The sequence below is a fragment of the Streptomyces sp. YJ-C3 genome, assembly GCF_053891275.1.
In genome coordinates this window covers 8857927-8874037 of record NZ_CM132685.1, presented here as the reverse complement: position 1 = coordinate 8874037, position 16111 = coordinate 8857927, and the positions used below count along the sequence as shown (strand labels likewise).

Annotated in this window: 13 protein-coding genes and 2 tRNA genes; 5 read left to right on the top strand and 10 right to left on the bottom strand. The window is 69.5% G+C overall.

Annotation, left to right across the window (positions count from 1 at the left end; translation table 11 throughout):
* The first annotated feature begins 12 nt into the window (after positions 1-12).
* Positions 13-1671 (top strand): long-chain fatty acid--CoA ligase, encoded by a 1659-nt coding sequence (locus ACVHNB_RS40370; protein ID WP_456227099.1) that lies wholly within the window; start codon positions 13-15, stop codon positions 1669-1671.
* A gap of 119 nt (positions 1672-1790) precedes the next feature.
* Here the strand turns inward: ACVHNB_RS40370 and ACVHNB_RS40365 are convergent, their stop codons facing one another.
* Positions 1791-5774 (bottom strand): PAS domain-containing protein, encoded by a 3984-nt coding sequence (locus ACVHNB_RS40365; protein WP_428953664.1) that lies wholly within the window; start codon positions 5772-5774, stop codon positions 1791-1793.
* 194 nt (positions 5775-5968) lie between these two features.
* Positions 5969-6439, bottom strand: coding sequence for an SSI family serine proteinase inhibitor (locus ACVHNB_RS40360; RefSeq protein ID WP_456227098.1), 471 nt, complete (start codon positions 6437-6439; stop codon positions 5969-5971).
* 159 nt (positions 6440-6598) lie between these two features.
* Between ACVHNB_RS40360 and ACVHNB_RS40355 the strand changes: the two genes are divergently transcribed.
* A tRNA-Ser gene (locus ACVHNB_RS40355) sits at positions 6599-6689 on the top strand.
* 190 nt (positions 6690-6879) lie between these two features.
* Positions 6880-6952 (top strand) — tRNA-Arg (locus ACVHNB_RS40350).
* Positions 6953-7044: 92 nt separating this feature from the next.
* Here ACVHNB_RS40350 and ACVHNB_RS40345 read toward each other — a convergent pair.
* The 6 genes from ACVHNB_RS40345 to ACVHNB_RS40320 form a co-directional block, all read right to left on the bottom strand.
* Positions 7045-8328 (bottom strand): tyrosine-type recombinase/integrase, encoded by a 1284-nt coding sequence (locus ACVHNB_RS40345; RefSeq protein WP_456227097.1) that lies wholly within the window; start codon positions 8326-8328, stop codon positions 7045-7047.
* Positions 8328-8510, bottom strand: coding sequence for a helix-turn-helix domain-containing protein (locus ACVHNB_RS40340; protein WP_456227096.1), 183 nt, complete (start codon positions 8508-8510; stop codon positions 8328-8330). Before ACVHNB_RS40340 ends, ACVHNB_RS40345 begins: the two co-directional genes overlap by 1 nt.
* Entirely contained in the window at positions 8507-9970 is a 1464-nt protein-coding gene (locus ACVHNB_RS40335) for a replication initiator (protein WP_456227095.1), read from the bottom strand. Before ACVHNB_RS40335 ends, ACVHNB_RS40340 begins: the two co-directional genes overlap by 4 nt.
* Before the next feature lie 133 nt (positions 9971-10103).
* Entirely contained in the window at positions 10104-10808 is a 705-nt protein-coding gene (locus ACVHNB_RS40330) for a DUF2637 domain-containing protein (RefSeq protein ID WP_456227094.1), read from the bottom strand.
* Positions 10809-10849: 41 nt separating this feature from the next.
* Positions 10850-12244 (bottom strand): FtsK/SpoIIIE domain-containing protein, encoded by a 1395-nt coding sequence (locus ACVHNB_RS40325; protein WP_456227093.1) that lies wholly within the window; start codon positions 12242-12244, stop codon positions 10850-10852.
* 109 nt (positions 12245-12353) lie between these two features.
* A complete protein-coding gene (locus tag ACVHNB_RS40320; protein WP_266741398.1) occupies positions 12354-12734 on the bottom strand; it encodes a hypothetical protein in 381 nt (126 codons plus the stop codon).
* A gap of 159 nt (positions 12735-12893) precedes the next feature.
* On the opposite strand from ACVHNB_RS40320, the gene ACVHNB_RS40315 reads away from it, so the two are divergent.
* Complete coding sequence (locus tag ACVHNB_RS40315) at positions 12894-13340, top strand: GntR family transcriptional regulator (protein ID WP_456227092.1); 447 nt, start codon at positions 12894-12896, stop codon at positions 13338-13340.
* A gap of 1346 nt (positions 13341-14686) precedes the next feature.
* On the opposite strand, the gene ACVHNB_RS40310 is transcribed toward ACVHNB_RS40315, so the two are convergent.
* Positions 14687-14947, bottom strand: coding sequence for a DUF7848 domain-containing protein (locus ACVHNB_RS40310; protein ID WP_456227091.1), 261 nt, complete (start codon positions 14945-14947; stop codon positions 14687-14689).
* On the bottom strand, positions 14920-15159 hold the full coding sequence (locus tag ACVHNB_RS40305; protein WP_456229015.1) for a hypothetical protein: 240 nt from the start codon (positions 15157-15159) through the stop codon (positions 14920-14922). Before ACVHNB_RS40305 ends, ACVHNB_RS40310 begins: the two co-directional genes overlap by 28 nt.
* Before the next feature lie 205 nt (positions 15160-15364).
* Here ACVHNB_RS40305 and ACVHNB_RS40300 point away from each other — a divergent pair, with 205 nt between their 5' ends.
* Positions 15365-16111, top strand: coding sequence for an XRE family transcriptional regulator (locus ACVHNB_RS40300; RefSeq protein WP_456227090.1), 747 nt, complete (start codon positions 15365-15367; stop codon positions 16109-16111).

Here is a 16111-nt window from a genome sequence, read left to right as displayed (position 1 = left end):
GGAGGCCCACCGGTGTACGGCACGATGCAAGATGTACCGCTGCTTGTCTCGCGGATTCTGGAACACGGCCGGAAGATCCACGGTTCGTCTCAGGTCACCACATGGACCGGCGAGCCTGAACCGCACCGCCGCAGTTTCGCCGAGATCGGCAACCGCGCCGCACAACTGGCGAACGCGCTCCGCGACGAACTGGGAGTGAGCGAGTCGGATGTTTTGGGCACTCTCATGTGGAACAACGCGGAGCATGTCGAGGCGTACTTCGCCGCGCCCGCCATGGGCGCCGTCCTGCACACCCTCAACCTTCGCCTCCCGGCGGGGCAGCTGACGTGGATCGTGAACCACGCGGCCGACCGCGTGATCATCGTCAACGGTTCGCTGCTGCCGCTGCTCGCGCCCCTGCTGCCCGGCCTGACGACGGTCGAGCACATCGTCGTCTCCGGCCCCGGCGACCGCTCCGTGCTCGACGGCGCCCACGCCCGGGTCCACGAGTACGAGGACCTCATCGCCGGGAAGCCGACCACGTACGACTGGCCGGAGCTGGACGAGCGCCAGGCCGCCGCCATGTGCTACACCTCCGGCACCACCGGCGATCCCAAGGGTGTCGTCTACTCGCACCGCTCCATCTACCTGCACTCCATGCAGGTCAACATGACGCAGTCCATGGGGCTGACCGACTCCGACACCTCGCTCGTCGTCGTCCCGCAGTTCCATGTGAACGCCTGGGGGCTGCCGCACGCCACGTTCATGACGGGCGTGAACATGCTGATGCCGGACCGCTTCCTGCAGCCCGCGCCGCTCGCCGAGATGATCGAGGCCGAGCGCCCCACGCACGCCGCCGCCGTTCCCACGATCTGGCAGGGCCTGCTCGCCGAGCTCACGGCGAAGCCGCGCGATGTCTCCACGCTCGTCCAGGTCACCATCGGCGGCTCGGCCTGCCCGCCCTCGCTCATGAAGGCGTTCGACGACCTGGGCATGCGGGTCTGTCACGCCTGGGGCATGACCGAGACCTCGCCGCTCGGCACGGTCTCGCGGCCGCCGGCCGGCGTCGAGCCGGGCAGCGACGAGGAGTTCGCGTACCGGCTCACGCAGGGCCGTTTCCCCGCGGGCGTCGAGGCGCGCCTGAGCGGCCCCGGCGGCGAGCACCTGCCCTGGGACGGGAAGTCCGCGGGCGAGCTGGAGGTGCGCGGCAACTGGATCGCGGGCGCGTACTTCGCGGGCGCCGACTCGGGCGGTGAACCACTGCGCCCCGCCGACAAGTTCAGTGAGGACGGCTGGCTGAAGACCGGTGATGTCGGCACCATCAGCCCCGACGGCTTCCTCACCCTCACCGACCGGGCCAAGGACGTCATCAAGTCCGGCGGCGAGTGGATCTCCAGTGTCGACCTCGAGAACGCGCTGATGTCGCACCCGGCCGTGGCCGAGGCCGCCGTGGTGGCCGTGCCCGACGACAAGTGGGGCGAACGGCCGCTCGCCACCGTCGTGCTGAAGGAGGGTGCCGACGCCGACTTCGAGACCCTGCGCGCCTTCCTCGCCGAGAAGGTCGCCAAGTGGCAGCTGCCAGAACGCTGGACGATCATCCCCGCGGTCCCGAAGACCAGCGTCGGCAAGTTCGACAAGAAGGTGCTGCGCAAGCAGTACGCGGACGGGGAACTGGACGTCACCCAGCTCTGAGCGAGCGCACCGTCGACAGCACGACAGCACGACAGCACGACAGCACGACAGCACAAGTGCACTCGTGCACGACGTTTCACGTGAAACGAGGGCGGCCCTCAACGGGCCGCCCTCATGTGTCAGTTGGTGCCGATCTTCGCCAGCAGATCCACGATCCGGCCCTGCACCTCGGCGCTCGTCGAGCGCTCTGCCAGGAACAGCACCGTCTCCCCCGCCGCGAGCCGCGGCAGGTCGGCGGGCTCGACGGCCGCCGTGTAGACGACGAGGGGCGTGCGGTTCAGCTGCCCGTTCGCCCGCAGCCAGTCGATGATGCCCGCGCGGCGACGGCGTACCTGGAGCAGATCCATGACCACCAGGTTCGGCCGCATCTGCGCCGCCAGCGTCACCGCGTCCGCGTCGCTCGCGGCCCGTGCGACCTGCATCCCGCGCCGCTCCAGCGTGGCGGTCAGCGCGAGCGCGATCTCCTCGTGCTCCTCGATCAGCAGCACTCGGGGCGGATGCTGCTCACTGTCCCGCGGGGCGAGAGCCTTCAGCAGCACCGCGGGGTCGGCGCCGTACGCCGCCTCACGCGTCGCCTGCCCGAGGCCCGCGGTGACCAGCACCGGCACCTCGGCCGCGACGGCGGCCTGCCGCAGCGACTGCAGCGCGGTCCGGGTGATCGGCCCGGTCAGCGGGTCCACGAACAGCGCGGCCGGGAACGCCGCGATCTGCGCGTCGACCTCCTCGCGCGAGTGCACGGTGACCGGACGGTAGCCGCGGTCGCTCAGCGCCTGCTGCGTCGTCACGTCCGGCGCGGGCCACACAAGGAGGCGGCGCGGGTTGTCGAGGGGCTCCGGGGGCAGCTCGTCGTCCATCGGCTGCGGCTGCGGCCGGTTGGCGATCTCGACCGCTCCGCCCGGACCGTCCAGCGGCTCGGGCCCCTCGTCGGCGTCCTGGTCGGGGGCACCGATCGCGTAGGAACGGCCGAGGCCCTCCGAGGAGTTCGGCGACAGCAGGGACGGCTGGGGATGCGGCCGGGCCGCCGTCCCCCGCGCCGGGGTCTGCGCCGTGCCGCGCGCCGGGGCCTGCGTCGTACCCCGTGCGGGGGTCTGCGATGTTCCCTGCGGCGGGGTCTGCGTCGTGCCCTGAGCCGGGGTCTGCGGGTCGGTCGCCTCGGGCTGCTCCTGGCGGGTGGACAGCTTGCGCCGCCGGCCCGAACCGTTCGACGTCTGCCCCTCGGGTGCCTGCGGCACGCCCTGCGGCGGCGTGGCCCCGGGACGGGCGGGTGCCTTCGGCGCCCCCTGCGGCCGCTGCTGCTCGGCGACCTGCCGCCCGAACGGGACACCCTGGCCCAGCGTGCGCACGCTGAAGGCGCGGCCCTGCGTCGAGGTCGTGTCCCCGGCCGGGTGCTGCGGCGCCTCGGCGGGCAGCGGCTGGGCGGCACGCGCCGCGTTCTCCGGCGGCAGCGCGGCCGGCGCGGGCGTGCCCTGCGCCGGCGTGCTCTGCGCCGGGTGCGGCTGCGGCGGCGTGTGGTCCTCCGCCGGGTGGCCCGCGGCGGCGTCGTGCTGCTGGGCCTCGTCCGGCAGCGGCAGGGGCTGCCCGGCGCCACCGTGCGCCGCACCGTCCCCGGCCGTGTCCTGCTGCGGGGCGCCTCGTACGTCGTCCGGTACGTCTTCTCGTACGTCGGCGGGCGCGGTCGCCGGGGCCGCCTCGGGGGCCACGGGTTCGGCTGTGCGGTCGGCCTGGGCGGGCGGCAGAGCGAACATCTCGCGCGGCGCCGCCGCCTCGTCCGCGGCCTGGCCTGCCTGAGCCGTACCGAGCGCACGGCGCGCCCGGCGGCCCGTCGGCTGCCCGGCCCCGGCACCCGCCAACTCCAGCCCGCCGTGACCCGAGTCGCCCTCCTGAGCGGAACCCGACGGCAGCGCGGGCAGCGCCGCCTGTTCCGAGTCGTGTGCGCGCCTGGCCCGTCGCCCGGTGGGCGCGGGCACGCCCTGCGGCGGCACCGTCTCGCCCAGTGCCGCGGAACCCGCCGCGTGTTCGGCCGCCGTCAGCACGGCACCCTCGGCCGCACCGGTCTCCGCGGGCCGCGCCCGGCGCCGTCCGGTACCGCCTGCCGGGCTCTCGGCAGCGGGTTCCGCCGCCGGTGCCTCCGGCTGTGCGCCGCCGTCCGCGGGGGCCGACGGTTCCTCGGGGGCCCGCCGTCCGCGCCGCCGGCCCGTACCGCCGGAGGCCTCGCCGCCCGGCAGCCCGCTCTCCAGGAACGAGTCCACCGAGGGGCCGGAGCTCCGCCGCGCCCGACGCCGGCCGCCACCGGTCGCGGCGGTCGCCTGCTCGGGAAGGTGCGGGGTGGCGGCGCCGGCCTGCTCGGGCAGGTTCGGGGTGGGCTCGGCGGCCGGCTCCGCGAGCGGCTCGGCGGGGGCCGTGACGACCCCGGCGCCGCTCCCGATCGGCACTTCGAGCACGTACGCGCTGCCGCTCATCCCGGGCATCTCGTGCGTCTGCAGCACACCACCGTGCGCCCGCACGATGCCCTGGACGATCGGCCCGTGCACCGGGTCACCGCCCGCGTAGGGGCCGCGCACCTCGATGCGTACGCTCTCGCCGCGCTGAGCGGCCGCCACGACGACGGTCGAGTCGACGTACCCGGCGCCGGCCGGAACCCGCGCGTTCCCGGTGGCGTCGATCCCGGCCACGTCGGCGATCAGATGCGCGAGCGCGGTGGCGAGCCGCCCCGCGTCCACCTCGGCCTCGATCGGCGGCGCGTGCACGGCGAACTGGACGCGACCGGGACCGATCAGCTCCACGGCCCCGTCGACACCGGCGGCGACGACGGCGTCCAGCATCACCGGCGTACGGGCGAGCTGTTCGCCGCCCGCGTCGAGGAGCTGGTACGCGAGCACGTTGTCGACGAGCGTCGTGATCCGCGAGTAGCCCGCGGACAGATGGTGCAGAACCTGGTTGGCCTCGGGCCACAGCTGTCCGGCGTCGTCCGCGGCCAGCTGGCCCAGCTCGCGCCGCAGCTCGTCGAGCGGCCCGCGCAGCGACTGGCCCAGCACGGCGAGCAGCTGCGAGTGCCGGGCCGCCAGTTCCTCGTACCGGTCCTTCTCCCGCTCGGCGAACGCGGCGCCCCGCTCCCGCTCGGCGGACAGCTCCTCGGCGTGCTCCTCGCGCGTCGCGGCGAGTTCGGCGGTCAGCTCCTCGCGGACCCGCTCCAGCTCGGCGGTGCGCTTCTCGCGCTCCTGCTCCGCCGTCTCCTCGCGTCGGGCGATCTCCTCGGCGTGCTCGGTGACGAGCTTGTCGTAGGGGCGCCGGTCGGTGAACGTCATGACGGCGCCGACCAGTTGATCACCGTCGCGCACCGGTGCCGTCGTCATGTCGACGGGCACCTTTTCGCCCTTCTTGTTCCACAGGACCTGCCCGCGCACCCGGTGCTTGCGCCCGGAGCGCAAGGTGTCGGCGAGCGGCGACTCCTCGTACGGGAACGGCTCGCCGTCGGGCCGTGAGTGCAGGACGAGCGGATGCAGCTCCTGACCGCCGAGATCGCTGGCACGGAAGCCGAGGATCTGCGCGGCGGCCGGGTTCACGAGGACGATGTGCCCGTCGGTGTCGGTGCCGACGACGCCCTCGGCCGCGGCCCGCAGAATCATCTCGGTCTGCCGCTGCGAACGGGCCAGCTCGGCCTCGGTGTCGAGGGTCCCCGACAGATCGCGGACGACGAGCATCAGCAGCTCGGAGCCGCTGTACGAACCGGAACCGCCGCTCGAGCCGTACGGATCCACGGCGTCGCGCGCGCCGTCGGCGAGGTTCGCGCTGGTCACCTCGACCAGGAACTCGCTGCCGTCGGTGCGCCGCGCGACCATCCGCGTCGGCTTCGTCCGCCCGCGCTCGTCGGTCACCGTGTCGGGCCTGCGCATCGATCCGGGGATCAGCCGGGAGTCGAACTGGGGCAGCAGATCGAGCAGTCCGCGCCCCACCAGGGCGGTGCCCGGCGCCTCGAAGGCCTCGAGCGCGATGGAGTTGGCGTTGACGACGGTCCCGTTGGTGTTGACCAGCACCAACGCATCGGGGAGCGCGTCAAGTATGGCTGCGAGGCGAGCAGCGCCTCGGGATGGCCTGCTGCTCACGACGACGCTTCCTCCCTGATTACCGCGACTTGCCGACCGTGCGGGCCATCTTGCCTCGCGGCCCGCAGCGTGTCACGGGAGGGAGTCTACGGGCAGTGGTTGCGCTCGCGGCGCCGGATGAGAGGGAGCACACGTAGAGGATGTGCGGACCCGGTGCACGCCGGGTCATGGCGATGTGACCGTTGGACCCACGGTCACGGCGCGGTCGCAGGCAGCACGGGCACCAGCCGGTTCCAGCGGGAGATCTCGCAGCCGTCCGTCAGCTTGTAAGTGGCGTCGACGGCCCGCCCGTGCCAGGTCCCGGTGATGTGCGCGGTGGCGGCCCCGCCGTACTGCATCGTGCAGAGCGATCCCTTGGGCACCGGCGCGAACGGGTCCTGGCCGTCGCCCGCGAGCTCGTCGAGCCGGTCGCAGGCCGCGCCCGGGTCGGAGTGGGTGCCGCCGGCGGGCCCGCACTCCAGCTCGCGGGTGCCGTCGCTGCCGTTGCCCGAGTCGGCGACGGTGACGGTCAGGTGGTCGCCGCCGGGGCCGTCCGGCGCGCCGAACGGGGGCGGCGGCATCCGCGTCGGGCCGGTGTCGGCGTGCGCGGAGACGGGCACGGCGGCGAGGGCCGCGGCCGAGGCGGCGGTGAGCAGCAGGCGGGACGACAGACGACGCAGCAACATGCCGTGCCTAACGCGCGTGCCCGCCACGACGTTGCGCCCCGGCCAGGGCTTTGCCCTCTGGCCTGCCCTCCTAGTACCGTGGGAGGCGATTGGTGACACGGCGCTCAACTGTGTCATCATCTGCACGCACCGCATCGCGCTCGCGCGGACGGTTGTGCTGGAGGCGTCGCCTAGTCCGGTCTATGGCGCCGCACTGCTAATGCGGTTTGGGACTTAAATCCCATCGAGGGTTCAAATCCCTCCGCCTCCGCCCCAAGATCCGAAGCCCCGGTCCACACGGACCGGGGCTTCGGCGTTTCCTCCCGGCCGTGGGCGCGTTTTCGCAGGTCACAACGGGTGCGGCAAACGGATTTCACATGGCGGCGGCAGTCATGTAATGTTCTTCCTGTCGCCGCGAGCGGGCCGAAAGGCCGGGGAGCGGAGACGAAAACTAAAGACAAGCACTCGTAGCTTAACGGATAGAGCATCTGACTACGGATCAGAAGGTTGCAGGTTCGAATCCTGCCGAGTGCACACCAGACCAGAGGCCCCGTGGAGAAATCCACGGGGCCTCTGGCGTATGTCGTGACGGCAGTGGTTGACGGCAACCGAATGCCGGGGTCGGTTCAGATGGCTACGGGGGCGCCGGCCGCGCCGTCGTCATCGTCCGGCGTATTGCCGTCGCCCCGGAGAGCGTCCCCCACTCGATCGAACGCCGAGCGCTGCGATTCGAGCCGGACGAACGTGTAGATGTCCATGGTCACGCGGATCGAGCTGTGGCCGAGGACTTCCATGATCATGCGGGCGTCGGCTCCCTGTTCGTGCAGGAGCGACGCGCAGGTGTGGCGCAGGTCGTGGAAGCGGACCTTGCGAACGCCGGCCCGGGCGCAGAGGACCTCGAAGGACCGGTTCAGGTTGCGCGGCTCGATGGGCGTGCCGTTCCTTGTGGTGAAGACCAGGCCGTGGCCTGTGCCCTTCCAGGCATCGCCCGCGGCTTTCTTGTCGGCGATCTGCTGGGCACGCTGAGCCCGGAGCGCGGTCACACACTCGGACGGCAGGGCCACGCGACGAGCTGACCGCTGTGTCTTCGGCGCGACGATCAGCAGTTCGCCGCCAACCCGCTGGAGCGCCTGGCGGACGGTGAGGACACCTTCGTGAAGGTCCATGTCCGACCAGCGCAGCCCGAGCAGCTCCCCGCGACGCAGGCCGATTCGAACCGCCACCTCGTAAGCGGCCCACAGCCGGTTCTCCCGCGCGGCCGCCAGGAGCATGCGTCCTTCCTTAACCGTGAGCGGTTCGATCTCGCGCTTCGTTCCCATGCTCAGCTCCACGTTCCGGGCCACGTTGCGCGGCAGCTCGTCTTCGCGCACGGCGTGCTGGAGTGCGGCACGCAGGATCACCAGAAGGAAGCGCACGGTCCGATCAGACGGGAGCTTCGTGCAGCACTTGCCGAGGGCGCAGCAGCGCCGCTTGTGCTCGGGCCGCTTCTTGTCCTTGTGCTGTGCGCAGCACTGACACGTGGCGGCCGTCTTCACGAGGAAGGCCCGGATGTCGCGAGCAGTGAGCCGGACCAGCTTCTTCCTGCCGAACTCCGGAGTGACGTAGTTGCGAACGAGGGACTCGTAGTTGACGTAGGTCGTCCGCCGGACCTTGCCTCTGGCGACGTTCAGCAGCCAGTACCCGAGGTACTCGGAGACCGTCATCTTGCTGGTGGCCACTGGAAGGCCGTTGAGCGAGTCGGCCTTGAGTCTGGTCAGCTTCTCGTGCGCTTCGTCCCAGGTCTTCCCGTAGACGCTGCGCCGCTTGTACGTGCCGTCAGTCGTGAGTACGTACGCGCTGCCTTCCCAACGCCCGTCCTTGCGCTGGTAGATGGTGCCTTCGTTATTGGCGTTCTTCTTGGGCTTGGCCATCAGGCGGCTTCCTGTTCGGTGCGGAGGGACACGTACGCGTCTACGGCGGCGTCACTGATGCGTCGACAGCGGCCGATCTTGAAAGAGGCGAGTTCGCGGGAGCGGATCAGGTCGTGGACCTTCCAGCGGCTGATGCCGAGGCGCGCGGCGACTTGGTCCACGGTGAGCACGGCTGTCGTCATGCGGGCATCAGCCCTTCGTGCTTGCAGCGTTCGGCGTGCTCCATGTCGTGGCGGACCTGGGCGGCGAGAAGTTCTTCACCGGGGCGGTAGCCGCTGCTGAGGTAGGTCCACGAAGAGGTGGTGACGAGGGTGGTGTTCTCGTCGTCGACGGGGAGGCCGGCGCGAACGCGGGCAGCTTCGGCCTGTGCGGTGCGCCAGGCCCGGCGGACGTCGCGGAGGGCGCCGAGGGTGGTGGAGTAGGCGCGGGATTTGCTGGAGAAGTGGCCGCGGAAGCCGAGCATGTGAGCCCACTTCCAGAGCTTGAGGTGGGTGAACTCCGGGAGGTGGCCCAGCGCCCAAGCTGTGCGGATCATCTGCCGGGCGTGCTGCTGTACGGGCAGGCCGGTGAGGGGTTCTGCTTGGCCGGTGCCGTCGCAGTCCTCGCACAGGTCGAGGAAACCGTCAGGGCCGCGCACGTAACCGCGCCCCGTGCAGGGGCGACACATCAGGGTGCGGTCAACCGTGCCCGCGCCTTCGGCGTTCTTGGTGGCGTACTTGGCGACGTACCCGGCGACCTTGGCATCGGTAAGTTCACCGTCGCCCAGGGCGGAGATCTGGTCCACCTTGAAGCGGTCGCCCCACTTGATGACGCGTTCGCCGACCGCGTCCGACTCGACGAGGAGACTGGCACGCTCGACCGCCAGGCCGACAGCCGCCTGAAGGGCGTCGAAGGTGGCCCAGGCCGGGGGCGAGGTGGTGTGGCCGTCGGGACCGTCGAAGCGGACGACCGCGTGAAAGTGGACCAGGCCGCGTTGCTGGTACTCGGCGACCTTGGCGAAGGAGACCCGGAGGGCAGCGTTCAGTGCCTTCTGTGTCATGCCGAGGTGCTTGGCGAGGGCACGCCGCATGTAGGTGGTGAAGCGTGCCCAGAGCGCCCCGGCGTGGGCATTCCACAGAACGGCGCCGGTGTAGTCGTAGCTTGCTGGGCTGAGTGGGGTGCCGAGTTCGGGAGCGTCCTGTGGGTGGCTTGCGCCGCATGCGCAGGGGCGGGGCTCACCTGCCTTCGTCGTAGGGCGGTTGTGAACGGGGCCGAAGGACGGGGCGGTGAGGGTGACGAAGGCGCGGGGGTGGTCGCGGACGGTTTCGGCGACGCTCTTGCCGCCGGACAGCCCGGCCTTGATGAGGTGGTACGTGTCGGCGGCGTACACCCGAGAACAGGCAGGGCAGCGGGAGGAGCGGCGGTTTCCGCAGGTGGTCAGTAGCCGTCCGGAGGGTTCGTCCTCGGAGCGGTAGGAGCGGACCGCTTGCTTGGTGGTCGCGTCGGTGGTGGTTGTCCAGCCGTGCAGGTTCACGGGGTTGGTGCAGCCACGCAGGTTGCGGACTTGTTCGGTGACGCGGTCGAAGTCGTCGCCGTTCGCGAGGGCGAGAAGGTCGCGGATTGCGGGGCTGATCACGTGGTGCAGGCCGATTTCGCGGGCCATGGCGTGCAGGTATCCCTTCTGGCGGGGCAGGGACCGCCGGGCAGCAACCGAGGGGGTTTGCTGCTGCCCGGAGGCATGACGAACCGGGCCCGGTAGGGCAGGGGCAGAGAGTGGGGCCGAAGCCGGCCGAAGGTCAGGCGGTCAGGGCGGCGTGCGCAGCCTTGGCCAGGGGAAGGCCGACGCCGAGCCGAGCCTTGAGCTGCGAGGCAGTGATGGGCTGGCCGTGGGTCGCGGTGTGGTCGGCCGCGATCTCACGTGCGGCTTCCAGAAGGCCCTGGGGCACGGGGGCGGCTTGGGCCGGGTCGGCGACGGGCAGCGGGGAGGGGGACGCCGCAGGTTGGGCGGCTTCGGCGGGTGCGGGCAGTGCCGTTTGGCCCGGCGCCTGTGCTGCGTCGGTCAGCACCGCAGGGGATTCGGTCGGCGTGTCGGCAGGGGTGGCGACCGCGTGGAAGTGGCGCAGGAGGGCAGGGCCGACCGCGCCCCAGCCGAGGAGGAGCAGGGGAGCTACGGCGTCCACGCAGGCGCGGCCGTAGTGCCCGGAGATGATGGGTTCAGCCACGTTCAGGGCGAGGGTGAAGAAGCCAGAGACGTGCATGAGGCGGGTGGCCGCTTTGAGTTCACCGGCCGGGACTCCGCGCAGGGACAGGTACCGCAGGGCGACCAGGAGGCCGACCACGGACAGGTCCACCATCGGGGCGATGAGCGGTGCGACGGAGCCGGGAACGTCGAGACGTAGGGCGAGGTTCCAGACGTTGCCGAAGGAGAAAACGAAGGCCAGTAGGGCGATGACAGCCATGACCACGGTGACCGTGCGTTGCGTGATCCTGTCTTCCGACATGGGGTTTCACCTCCTTTCGAGGGCGTAGGCGGTAGTGACGTTCAGGCCGTTTCTGGAAGGGCCTTGGCGAGGTCTACGGGGTCCTGACCGGTGAGGCCTTCGAGGAGCCGGCCGGGGTCACGGGTGAGGTGTGCTGTCTCGGCAGCTATGCGGGCGGCGTGCTCGTCGGCCACGAACGGGGTGCGGATGCGGACGAAGCCGGGGCGACCATGGGCGTTCATGACCGCCACCCCTACATAGGCGGCGTCTTGGAGCGTGACCGGGTTGGCTTCGGGCCACTGACGGATGTCGTCTCCGAGGGCGGCAACCGCGGCGTCGGCAGTCTTCTGGGCGAATGACAGGCCGACCGGACACACGTCCCTGATGAAGGTAGGGATGGCGTCGCCGGTGGTCTTCTGAGTGATGATCAGAGTTAGGAAGCCAAGCGCTCGCCCCTTCTTGGTGAGGTCTTCCGCCAGGCGAGCGTTCTCAGCAGCCAGGGCGGCCAGTCGCTTCGTCTGCGCGTCAGAACCCTTGTGGTCGCGAAAGTAGGTGTGTGCTTCGTCGATGATGGTCACGATCAGCGGCCACTCTTCTGTGGGCCCGGCGTGCCAGAAGTTCTTGACGCCCCGGATCTGCTTCTGACAGGAAGAGCGGGCACGGCGTAGCTCGACCAGCCGCTTCAGCTCCTTGTTCGCTGCCTCCAGGTCGTCACCGACGAAGGCGAACAGCCGGTCCACAAGATCGGCGTAGTCCCCCTCGTAGGCATGCGACACCTTGCCGTCGAACACGTTGAACTGCACGGCCGGTGACGGGGCCCAGTCACAGATCAGACGGTTGACCGCAGACGTCTTCCCGAAGCCGGGCAGGCCCGCCATCGTCACGCCGGGAACTTCCGACAGCGGCACGCTGACAGGCATGCCGAACTCGTCCAGACCCAGATCCCACAGGGCCATCTTCTGCGGCGCCTGCCCCGTTGGGGTGTGCGTGGTCGAGGTGACGAGCGGGTCGACTCGTACGCCGCGGATGAGGACCTGACCCGGCTTGTCCGGCAGGACTGAGACCCGGGTCATGCGCCATGCGTCGGCCAGATACGGGGCCGCCTTCTGGAATTCCTTCAGGCCCACCTGTGGCAAGCAGCCCGCCCGCACGATGACCCCGAACTCATCCGGGACGACCTTGAGGGTTGGCACCAGAACGCGGGGTTTCACGACCTTGTCACCGCTGGTGAGGGAGGCCACGGCGGTTGGCATCTTGTCGGTGACGGACAGCCCGACCATCGGCGCCAGCCGCTTCCATCCCCACCGGATGCGCACGGCCAGGCGGATGCTGCGGCGTTCCATGGGCGTCGCTCGCAGGTAGCGGACCACCCATGCCACCGCCCACAGGGTGATCACTATGAGACCCAGCCAGACAGCACCGCTGACCCAGCCGAAGGCTTCGTTGATTCCGTTCATCACTGCGTCCTTCTGTTTATGAGGAGTTGGCCGCCAGAGGGGCGGCGTCCTGCCCCGCAGAGGTGAGAAGGCAAGGGCCGCCGCCCTGGGATGTCTCGGAGTGCTGGACCTACGCCGCCGCAGACTCGGCAGCGTCCTGCGGGACCGCCGGGCCAGCGACCAGCTCCAGGGACGCGCAGCGGAAGGCGACGCCCTCCTGAAGGGAGTCGTTGAAGATCCGGGCCCACGGAATCGCGAACAGCTCCACCGGCTTCACGAAGCGACCGGGGTGAAGACCGTTCGGCAGACCTCCCGCCGGAACGGTGATCTTCATTGCCTCGGCCCGGTCGTCCTCCATCAGGAAGAGCGTCACGACGAACATCGGCTGGCCGGTCTCGCGGTCGACGGCGCGCACACCGTTCTCCTGGTCCTTCCACTTCGGCACCGGAGGCGTGCCGACCATGAAATTCGTGGAGTCGAGCAGACCGACGCGGATGAAGGTCATAGCCATGACAGATAGAGCCCTTCGGTTGGTTCTGCGGTCCGGGTGTCGGCCGCAACAAGAGGTAACCACAACAGCTAGGTGTACTGCAACACCCGTGTGTTAGATGTTTGCTGCTACCCATGTGTTCCGTAGGTGGGGCAGGCGTAGCCGCCGTATTCTTGGGCCATGACGCTGCCCCTGGAAGACGACTCACGGCCGCCCTACGTGCAGGTGGCTGAGTACCTCCGCCGTCAGATCCAGAGCGGTGAGCTGAGTCCCGGGGACAAGGTCCCGTCCTCCCGTGAGCTCCAAGAGAAGTTCGGTCTGGCCAGCGCGACCATCCAGAACGCGTTCCGGCTGCTGAAGAGCGAAGAACTGATCTACAGCGTCCAGGGGCGGGGCAGTTTCATTCGCCGCCCCGCCGCCGGCCCCGGGTCAGAGGGCGGGTCGGAGAACCCGGAGCTCTCCGAGTCGGAGGGTTCGGAGGGTAACGCCGCAGGCCTGCGCTCTAGGATCGCGTCCCTTTCCGCCGAGGTTGCCGATCTGCGCGGCCAGGTCGGCGAGATGCGCGAGACGATGCAGAGCCTGTTGGAGCTGATGCAGCAGCTGAAGGGCGAGGGCGAAGGCGCCTAATCTCCGCTCGCACCTGCTCCAGGAGTGACGCCAGTTCGGCCACCTCCACGACGAGACGCGTCACTTCACCGTCAAGTGTCGCTATCTCCGACTCATCCACCAGGTCCCGCCCTTCGTTGCGCTGATCTGACTGCTCACGCCACCACGGATCACTGGCCCGTGGGATGCCCCGTCCCGCGGGGCGGTTGAGGGCTTCACGCCCTCCCGCACCGCGGTGATGCAACTTGCTTTCGCGTCCCGTCACACGCTCCCCGGTAGCCCGCTTCGGCTATTACGCCGATGCTCGGTCCTTCACTTGCTACAGGTGTGGCCAGGCCTCGCCGTGTGACAGTCCGGTGCCGACGAGTTCAGGAAAACCCAGAACGCCTGTGGATAAGTTTTGGCGATCCGGAGCGCAGAACGGCTCAATAGATGCCCAAGTATCGAGAAGCGGTCAGCGAGGAGTGGCCCAAGGGGCGAGCTGTCCAAAGTTTCTTTACTGGATCAAGGCGGCCCGCCTGCGGCGGACCGCGCGCGCTGGCGGCCCGGGGCCGCCGCCGCTCCATGTCTCCGCCACCGCTGCGGCGACCCCACGCCGCTCAGCGCGCAGCTTCGCCGAGACGGACGGCAAGGTCGGAAAGCAACTTGACCACCCCGAGCACCAGGGCCCAGCCAGCGTGTGCCGACCCGACCACGCCACTCGACCGCCCGCCACCCCATAGCCGCACCGACCACAGACGCGCAGCCCGAACGCGGTCGCCATGTCGCGTCGGCAACGGCCAGGCCGGACAGTGGAACAGTCCGTGACGTGAACAAGTGGGGTGGCTGAGACCGGAACTGGGTTGCTCGCGGCACACGTGACGGGTGCTCGTTCGTCTGTCCCGCCGTCGTGGCTGACTTTCGGTGGCTGGGGTCAGGACTGGGCTCCCACGGACTCCGCCGCATCATTGATCATCTCCAACTCGGTAGCTACGAGCCGGGGTTGTAGTCGCACCCGAGTTCGGGCACGCCGAACGCCCCGGTACCATCGGCACCGGGGTCCTGATCAGGGCTTCCGCGACCGGACCACCCGGAATGCTGTCCAGGCTGAGGGGTGGTCCGGTCTCTTGCTCTAGGCGCCCTTGCGCACGGCGAGGGCGGAGACTGCGCGTTCCGGGCAGGCCGGATGCAGATATGGACCCGTCCCCATCGAGCCCGTAGAACGTGGGGGAACCACGTTGATCGGCGTCAGTCGATGGGGACGGGGGTTCAGAACGACGAAGCTCTGGATGCCAGCGCGACGCCGATGACTACACCGCTTGATCCGGAGATCATGATGATCAGTAGCGGTCCCGTGAACTGCCCCAGCCGGTTGATCGTTCGGCGCATCATGCGCTCATCCAGGATCGCCACGGCCGCGTGATGATCTCGCGATAGGTGTGGTGTGAGGGGTTCTTGCCGCAGTGCTTGAGGACCCAGTCCTGGGGCTCGACGAAGTCCTCGCAGGTCGGTGACGTCTCGCCGTCCACTGCACACTGCATGGCGTACGTCGTGGGTTCGGCGTCAGGCTCCCGATCGGGTTCGAGAGTCCACGTCTCATATCGCTGTACGGCCCGAGGGCTCACATTTCCCACCGGCTGTTCCCCCATGACACTTCGTTGGCCAGGAACACCTTCGCGCTCAGTTCTTCGGCTTGGGTGGGCTCACGGAGTGCCTCGGGCGGGGCATCCCACTCCATGCCGCCCCGCGGCGGTCGCAGTTGTACGTATGGGCCCTCGTGGCCCATGACGATGCCGGCCTTGTCGGTGCGTTCATCCACCACGAGGGTGCCGACAGTCGGTAGGGCCGCCTTGTCGACCACTTGTGCCTCCTACTCGCAGATGGGACGAACCGGGTCCGATCCGGAGAGCCGCATCACCCGTAAGCGGTCCGTATCCGTCCGTGTCGATGCGGAGAAGCTTCAGATCAACTGACAGGACCTAGGAACAACCCCCAAACCCCACTTCGGGACGTCCTGCGTCGGGTAGAACGTCCCTAGCGCCGTCCCAACAGCCAGGGGGAGACTCATGCAGAACGAGAGACTACGTGCCGTCATGGCGGCCGGAGGCTGGACGTATGCCGCCCTCGCGAAGGCAGTTGAAGTCGATCCCAAGTCGGTGGAGCGATGGGTGAATCTGGGCCGTACGCCGCGCCGTGCCACAGCCTTGGAGGCGGCTGAAGCCCTAGGAGAAGACGTGCACGCACTCTGGCCGGCACTGCGACAGGCTCGCGCCGCCCGATCTATCAGCCCGGAGCTCGTCGCCCTCTACGAGCAACGTGCCGACCTCCCCGTATCCACGTTCGTGGACATGATGACGCAGGCCCGTGAGCACATCGACGTGTTGGTTTACGCGGCCGTCTTCCTCCACGAGGCGTACCCCCGGCTCAACGATCTGCTTCGCGAGCGTGCTGCCGAAGGCTGCTCCGTTCGCATCGCGATAGGAGACGCCGACAGCTCGAACGTCCAGGCACGCGGCCAGGAGGAGCGGTTCGGCCACGGCATCGAGTCCCGGTGTCGACTGGCGCTGATGCACTACCGCCCTCTGGTAGGCGTACCCGGCATCGAGATAAGGACCCACGGAACGACGCTCTACAACTCCTTGTACCGCGCCGATGATCAGATGCTGATCAACGCTCACGTCTGGGGTGTGAACGCCTATGGTGCCCCGGTGTGGCATCTCCGTCGCAACGGGGAAGGCGGCATGTTCGACACCTACGAGCAGAGCTTCGACGCGGTATGGGCGACGGCGGAGCCGGTACCGCAGGAGGAGTGA

What these genes read in the sequence shown, in the direction of transcription:
- ACVHNB_RS40360 (WP_456227098.1), bottom strand. Translation starts at nt 6,439, where the DNA reads ATGTTGCTGCGTCGTCTGTCGTCCCGCCTGCTGCTCACCGCCGCCTCG.
- ACVHNB_RS40345 (WP_456227097.1), bottom strand. Translation starts at nt 8,328, where the DNA reads ATGGCCAAGCCCAAGAAGAACGCCAATAACGAAGGCACCATCTACCAG.
- ACVHNB_RS40340 (WP_456227096.1), bottom strand. Translation starts at nt 8,510, where the DNA reads ATGACGACAGCCGTGCTCACCGTGGACCAAGTCGCCGCGCGCCTCGGC.
- ACVHNB_RS40335 (WP_456227095.1), bottom strand. Translation starts at nt 9,970, where the DNA reads ATGGCCCGCGAAATCGGCCTGCACCACGTGATCAGCCCCGCAATCCGC.
- ACVHNB_RS40330 (WP_456227094.1), bottom strand. Translation starts at nt 10,808, where the DNA reads ATGTCGGAAGACAGGATCACGCAACGCACGGTCACCGTGGTCATGGCT.
- ACVHNB_RS40325 (WP_456227093.1), bottom strand. Translation starts at nt 12,244, where the DNA reads ATGAACGGAATCAACGAAGCCTTCGGCTGGGTCAGCGGTGCTGTCTGG.
- ACVHNB_RS40320 (WP_266741398.1), bottom strand. Translation starts at nt 12,734, where the DNA reads ATGGCTATGACCTTCATCCGCGTCGGTCTGCTCGACTCCACGAATTTC.
- ACVHNB_RS40315 (WP_456227092.1), top strand. Translation starts at nt 12,894, where the DNA reads ATGACGCTGCCCCTGGAAGACGACTCACGGCCGCCCTACGTGCAGGTG.
- ACVHNB_RS40310 (WP_456227091.1), bottom strand. Translation starts at nt 14,947, where the DNA reads ATGGGGGAACAGCCGGTGGGAAATGTGAGCCCTCGGGCCGTACAGCGA.
- ACVHNB_RS40300 (WP_456227090.1), top strand. Translation starts at nt 15,365, where the DNA reads ATGCAGAACGAGAGACTACGTGCCGTCATGGCGGCCGGAGGCTGGACG.